This window comes from Geminicoccus flavidas (assembly GCF_009806515.1).
Lineage (GTDB): Bacteria > Pseudomonadota > Alphaproteobacteria > Geminicoccales > Geminicoccaceae > Geminicoccus > Geminicoccus flavidus.
Window position 1 is genome coordinate 1 of record NZ_WUJP01000051.1, and the last position, 6410, is coordinate 6410.

Here is a 6410-nt window from a genome sequence, read left to right on the forward strand (position 1 = left end):
CATGGAGGCCGGCCAGGCGTCCGGCACGCTGGTGATCGAAGCCAAGGCGATCAGCAAGAGCTTCGGCGAGCGGATGATCCTCCAGGACTTCTCGACCCGGATCCTGAAGGGCGACCGGATCGGGCTAATCGGGCCGAACGGGGCGGGCAAGACCACCCTGCTCCGGATGCTGACGGGAGAGCTGGAGCCGGACAGCGGCGAGGTGAAACTCGGCACCAACCTGACCCTGGCCCGGTTCGACCAGACGCGGGCGCAGCTCGACCCCGACGCCACGCCCTGGACCACCCTCTGCCCGGAGGGCGGCGACCAGGTGAACGTGCTCGGCCGCTGGCAGCACGTGGTGGGCTACCTGCGCTCGTTCCTGTTCGAGGAGGAGCAGGCGCGCACGCCGATCCGGGTGCTCTCGGGCGGCGAGCGCAATCGGCTGCTGCTCGCCAAGATCCTGGCGGCACCCTCCAACCTGCTGGTGCTGGACGAGCCGACCAACGACTTGGACATGGACACGCTCGACCTACTCCAGGAGACGCTGGACGCTTACGAGGGCACCGTGCTGGTGGTCAGCCACGACCGCGACTTCCTGGACCGGGTGGCGACCAGCACGATCGTGTTCGAGGCGGGCGGCAGGGTCCAGGAATATGCTGGCGGCTACTCGGACTGGCTGGTGCAGCGGGCGCCGGAGGAGCCGGCGGCGGCGAGCAGGCCTGCCCCGGAGAAGCCGAAGTCGGAGCGGCCCAAGCGGCCGATGGAGACCAGGCTGCTGCGCGAGTTGGAGCGGCTGCCGGGCAAGATGGAGGCGGTTACCGTCGAGATCGCCAGGCTCGAGGAGAAGCTGGGCCAGGCGGACTTCTACCTGAAGGACCCGGACGGGTTCGCCAAGGTAAATGCCAGCGTCGAGGCCAAGCGCGCCGAGCTGGCGGCGATGGAGGAGCGCTGGCTGGAGCTGGAGACAATGAAGGAGGCGGCGGGGCTCTGAGCCCCGTTCGCGCTGCATTCGGGAAGCGATGAACGGCGGACTGGCTGGCCGGCGGCCAGGTGCTAGGATGCGGCACTCCGCGGTCCCCTGTCGAGGGAGGCATAGCCTTGACCAAGACGATCCCGCCTGCCCGCCTCCCCTGGCTCCTGCTCGCCGTCGTTGCTGTCCTTACGCAATGCTGGCCTTCGGCCCGGGCGTCGTCCGCGGAGGCCAGCGAGCCACGGCCGGTGGCGGTCTTCCCAGTCGAGTTCGCCGACACCAGCGGCGAGCCGCCCGGGGCAGATCGCTCCGGACGGATCGAGGACGCGACCGCGGAGCTGGACCGGCTCCTCGAGGATTCCGGCAAGTATCGGGCGGTCGACCTGGCGCCGGTGCAGGGCCGGCTGCAGGCGGCGGGGCCGCTCCATCGTTGCGACGGCTGCTGGCAGGGCCTGGCCCGCGATGCCGGTGCCGAGGTCGCCGCGATCACGGTCGTGCACAAGATCTCGACGCTGGTTGCTTCCATGCATGTCTGGCTCGTCGATGTCGCGGCAGGGCGAGTCGTCCGCGACGGGGCGGTCTCGCTGCGCGGCGACACGGCGGAGGCCTGGCAGCGCGGGGTCCGCTACCTGGCGCGGAACGTCCTCCTGAACGAGGACCCGGACCATGTCTCGCGGTCGTCGCCGTTCCCCGGCGGGTGATTTCAGCGGGGGCATGAGACGGAGTTTGGCAGGCCGGAAGTACCGGAAATCATGCCGGCAGAACAATGAAAATCATCTTGCGTCACATCAGGCGCGATGCAAACATACCTATTGCGTAGAGCCCGATTACACTCACGGCAGTGAGAAATGATGCTGTGCCACGAAAGAGGTCATCCCTGAGCTGCGCTTTGTGGCGCTTTCTGGTTGTCTGCGCCCATAGCTGAAATCAGGTCAGTTCCTTTTTGTTGCTGACAAAGGCAGCGGAACATCTTTCTTCGTGTCGCCGCACAGCGTCACTGCTCACGGGATCCGGACATCCAGGCGGGAGGCCCGACATGCGGAAGTGGCCCATATTGGCGGCTGTCCTGCTGTCTGCAGCATCGGTTCCCGCAGCGGCCGAGCCGGGCGGGGCGGCCAGCAACCCGATGGCCGAGATCTGCGGCGATTGCCGGGCCGAGCGCTTTACCCAGTGCGGCGCTTTTCTCGAGGGGCCTGCCTTTGATGCGGCTGGCAATCTCTGGATGGTCAGTGTCAGGAGCGGTGATATCCACAAGGTGACACCGGACGGCCAATGCATGACGGTGGCGAACACCGGCGGCATCCCTGCCGGCTTGAAGTTCCATAAAGATGGCCGGCTCTTCGGTGCCGATGCCGCTCGCGGCATCTTCGTACTCGATCCCGCCACAGGTGCCATCGATGACTATGTCACCGAGTTCCAGGGCCAGACTTTTGCTGGGCCGAACGACCTCGTGTTCGACAAGTTCGGCGGTATCTACTTCAGCGATCCTGGCAACGGCACAGCAAAGTCGACACTGCTTTCCCCAACCGGGGTCGTCTACTACGTTTCGCCGGAGCCATCGAAGGAGGTCCAGCGGTATGCGGAAGGCCTCGCTTTCCCCAATGGTCTCGCACTGAACGCTTCGGGACGGTTTCTCCTGATCGCCGAGAGTGCCGCAAAACGGATCGTCTCGATCCGCCGAAGAGCGGGCCCGGAGCAGACGTTGGACAGCTCCGTGGTGTTCCAGCTCCAGGGCAAGCCCACCGCCGACGGCATCGCCTTCGATGTCGAAGGCAACCTCTACATCGCCCATGCGGGGGCGGGCGAGGTGATCGTCCTCGATCCCGACCAGTTCCTCATCGGCACCATCGCGCTTCCGCCCGAGGCGGGCCGGATGCCGACCAACCTGGCCTTTCATGACGGCTACCTCTATGTCACCGAGGCTGGCAAGAACGAGGTCTGGCGCATCGCGGTAAAGAAGCAGTTCGTGGACCATCGCGAACGCGATGATGCCGACGAGCTTGCCGCGCCCGATCCCATCCGGGGCAGGATCACCAAGAGCGGCATCGAGGTTGAGCTAGATACCGTCCTGCAGGCCCCTGAAACCGCCAGGCTCACCAGGGCCTTCCCGCGCAGGGCCTTGATCCAGCTCGCCGATGCCGGCGACGGTACCGGGAAGCTCTATCTTGCCGACCAGAACGGCATCATCTGGCTCGTCCGCAATGGGGTGCCGGCAGCCGAGCCGTTCCTCGATCTTCGGCAGAACCGCGGTGCCGCGCTCATCGTGACGAACCAGCAGGTGGGGCTGCGCAGCTTCGCCTTCCATCCCGACTTCGATCGGCCTGGGACCCCAGGCTATGGCAAGCTCTACACCGCCACCACTGAGACCCCTGCCAGCACCAGCGGTGCCGCCAGGCTCCTCAAGGGCCCGGGCACCGTCGTGATGCATGACGTACTGACCGAATGGCGGGTGGACCCGAACGATCACGATCGCGTCGACCCGGGCTCACGTCGCGAGATCCTGCGCGCCGAAGAGCCCGGCAAGGGTCACAATCTCGACCTGATCGCCTTCAACCCGACGGCGCGTCCAGGTGAGGCCGATTACGGCAAGCTCTATCTTGGCTGGGGCGACGGCGCCTATCGGGAAGGCATCCCCGATCCATTCCGCCAGGCGCAGAACCCGGCCACGCCGTTGGGCTCCATCCTTCGGATCGACCCGCTCGGCAACGCAAACGACCCGTACAGCGTGCCGGCCGACAACCCGTTCCTCGGCAAGGAAGGCTACCTGCCCGAGACCTGGGCCTTCGGGCTCCGCAATCCAGAGCGGTTCACCTGGGACCCCGTGACCAAGAAAATGCTCATCGCCGACATCGGCCAGGAATATGTCGAGGAGATCAACCTGGGCTTGCGGGGCGCCAACTATGGCTGGGGTATCCGCGAGGGCACCTTTGCCATCGACCCCGACGACTCCAGCAAGATCTTCAAGCTGCCTGCCGGCGACGCCGAGAACGGCTTCACTTATCCCGTGGCCCAGTATGATCACGACGAGGGCGACGCCGTCATGGGCGGCATTGTCTATCGCGGCCACGCATTGCCTGAACTGTGGGGGCACTACGTCTTCGGCGACATCGTTCGCGGTCGGGTGTTCCATGTCCCGGTCGACGACCTGGTCCCGGGGCGTCAGGCCGAGATCCGCGAGCTCACGCTGCTCGACGGGGGGCGCGAGACGACGCTCAAGCAGCTCGTCGGCAACGACCAGCGGGTCGACCTGCGCCTTGGCACCGATGAAACGGGCGAGCTCTACCTGCTGACCAAGCAGGACGGCGTGGTCCGCGCGGTCCGGCCGACTGTTGCGGAGGCGGTGGTGGTGCAGGGGCATGCCGGGACCACGCCCGACCGACAGCTGAAACCGTAACCGCCCGGGTGGTATGGGAGTAGGGCGTTTCTTCTCCGCCGGGTTCCATGTCCTCGACCTTATCAGCTCGATGGCAGGAGATGTGCAGCCGGGCGGGAGCACCCTTCCATGAACAGGTTCGCCATCATTGCGGCTGTCTCTGGCGCGATTGCCGCCTTTGAAGGTCAGCCATGCTCGGCCGCCGATGACACTGCCCCGACCTTGGCTCCGGCGACGATCGAGCATGTGGCGATGGACTGGGCCAAGCCACCGCTGCGCACCTTCTATGCAAGCCCGGCCGGCCTTGGGTCTGGTGAGAGCCGCACCTCCGCCAAAGCATTCGACAGCCTCCTGCCGATGCTCAAGGCCGGCGATCGCGTCATCCTTCTGGAAGGTACCTATCCCAGCACGAGGATCTCGCTCAAGGGGACCCGGCCACACCCCATCCAGATCGAGGCGGAGCACCCTGCCGTCAATGCATCGGATCTGGAGGCCCCGATCACCGGGAAGGCGCTGTTCCGGAACAGCCAATTGGAGATCCTGGACTCATCCTACCTGCGCATCCATGGCCTTGCCTTCGAGGTCGACCAGGCAGAGGCAGGCAACGGTATCACCGTCATGCGCAGCCACCACCTCGCCTTCACCCAGAACTACTTCCACCAGCAGAGCAATTACGGCCTGTTGCTGACAGGAGACGAGGTCGGTGAGGTCGAGCAGGTTCTGGTCGAGAGGAACCTGTTTCGCAACATGCTTCGGGACAGTGAGAGCGGCGGGATCGGCGGGGTGCGCATGGACTATGGGCTGCGGGTCCATGGCACCCGCACGCTCCTGGTCCGCGACAATCTGTTCGACGGCTACTTCAACCATTCCTTGTCGCTGAAGGAGAAGGTCCTGGATGTCTCGATCCAGCGGAACCGTTTCCAGGTCTGCGGCCAGGCCTGCATTGATGGCGGTCAGGAGCCGGACACGGTGGCAGGAACGCGATCGACCGACCGGACCGTCAGCAATGTCGTGGTCGAGGACAACGACTTCACCGGCCAGCAGGACGGCACGGTCGGGATATTTGCCCGCAACATCGAGCGCATCTTCGTCCTCGGCAACCGGTTCACCGGGATCAGCGAACCCCTGAGGGTTGCCAACTGGGACCGCAACTCGCGAAGCTGCGAACGCCAGCTCTACCTGATCGGCCGCAAGCTACGGACCTGCGAGGCCGGATCGCAACTCGCCTTGATCGGCCGTCCGACGGTGGGTGTGCTGTTCGAGCGCAACACGATTGCCGGCGACGCGCAGATTGTCCTGGCTGGCCGCGGCTATGCCGACGATTTTCTGGCCATCCGCCAATCGTCCACCACCGGCAGGGTGATGATCTGCCGCCGGCCGTTCATCGTGAACGGCGCAGACTTCAATGCCTGGGTGCCCGGACTACCCGACTGGAGTGATGCGCCGAAGCTCTACTACGACAGCACGGGCGACTTCGTGGTCCAGGACGGAAACTGCACCGGCAAATATCTGACCCATGACTGCGAGGCTGACCGGAGCTGCGCCCGCAGGAATCAATGAACTGGATGCTGTTCCTCGGAGAGCATCCGGATCGATTGCAGCCGGCTCGATTGTCGGCAGCTTCCTGAGCAGCCACTTGCTCCGGATCGCGTCCACACCATCATCCTGCCGCTGCTGGCGGCGACAATCCTGCTCATCCCGGTAGAGAGGGTGTGGCAGCACCGGTAGCGGACAAGCAGCGCTGCCGTTAGGCGCCGCGCCGGGGGTGATGGAGGCGGGGGGCCTCTGGGACAGCCCACCGCCTCGGGACGCCCGCTCAGCCGGCCAGCAGCTCGCGGAGCGGCGCGTCGATGGCAGCACTGTCGCCGGGGTTCATGAGCGCCATGTGGCCCCAGGCCGAGGCCACCACCCGCACCTCCGCGTTCGGGATGTGGCGGGCCTCGTTCTGGCTGTCGACCGGCGGGAAATAGCGGTCGTTGTCGATCGGCACGATGATCGTCCGCGCCTTGATGGCGCGCAGGGCCGCCTCGAAGTCGCCGCCATAGGTCGGGTTGGCGCTGATGTCGCCCTGCTCCCAGGTCCAGA

Annotated in this window: 4 protein-coding genes and 1 pseudogene; 4 read left to right on the forward strand and 1 reads right to left on the reverse strand. The window is 65.7% G+C overall.

Going from position 1 to position 6410, the window contains the following annotated elements:
- The 4 genes from EQG76_RS01365 to EQG76_RS01380 all read left to right on the forward strand — a co-directional run.
- Positions 1–973: ATP-binding cassette domain-containing protein (locus EQG76_RS01365; protein ID WP_159709919.1), on the forward strand; the 973-nt coding region annotated here is incomplete at its 5' end.
- Positions 974–1200: 227 nt separating this feature from the next.
- Positions 1201–1653, forward strand: coding sequence for a DUF3280 domain-containing protein (locus EQG76_RS01370; RefSeq protein WP_159709921.1), 453 nt, complete (start codon positions 1201–1203; stop codon positions 1651–1653).
- Between the two features lie 425 nt (positions 1654–2078).
- Positions 2079–4346, forward strand: a complete 2268-nt coding sequence (locus EQG76_RS01375) for an SMP-30/gluconolactonase/LRE family protein (protein ID WP_255476448.1) — start codon at positions 2079–2081, stop codon at positions 4344–4346.
- Between the two features lie 231 nt (positions 4347–4577).
- Positions 4578–5885 (forward strand): right-handed parallel beta-helix repeat-containing protein, encoded by a 1308-nt coding sequence (locus EQG76_RS01380; RefSeq protein WP_159709925.1) that lies wholly within the window; start codon positions 4578–4580, stop codon positions 5883–5885.
- A gap of 256 nt (positions 5886–6141) precedes the next feature.
- On the opposite strand, the pseudogene EQG76_RS01385 reads toward EQG76_RS01380, so the two are convergent.
- Positions 6142–6410 (reverse strand): annotated as a pseudogene (locus EQG76_RS01385) (hypothetical protein); the annotation flags it as partial.

What these genes read in the sequence shown, in the direction of transcription:
- EQG76_RS01375 (WP_255476448.1), top strand. Translation starts at nt 2,079, where the DNA reads ATGGCCGAGATCTGCGGCGATTGCCGGGCCGAGCGCTTTACCCAGTGC.
- EQG76_RS01380 (WP_159709925.1), top strand. Translation starts at nt 4,578, where the DNA reads ATGGACTGGGCCAAGCCACCGCTGCGCACCTTCTATGCAAGCCCGGCC.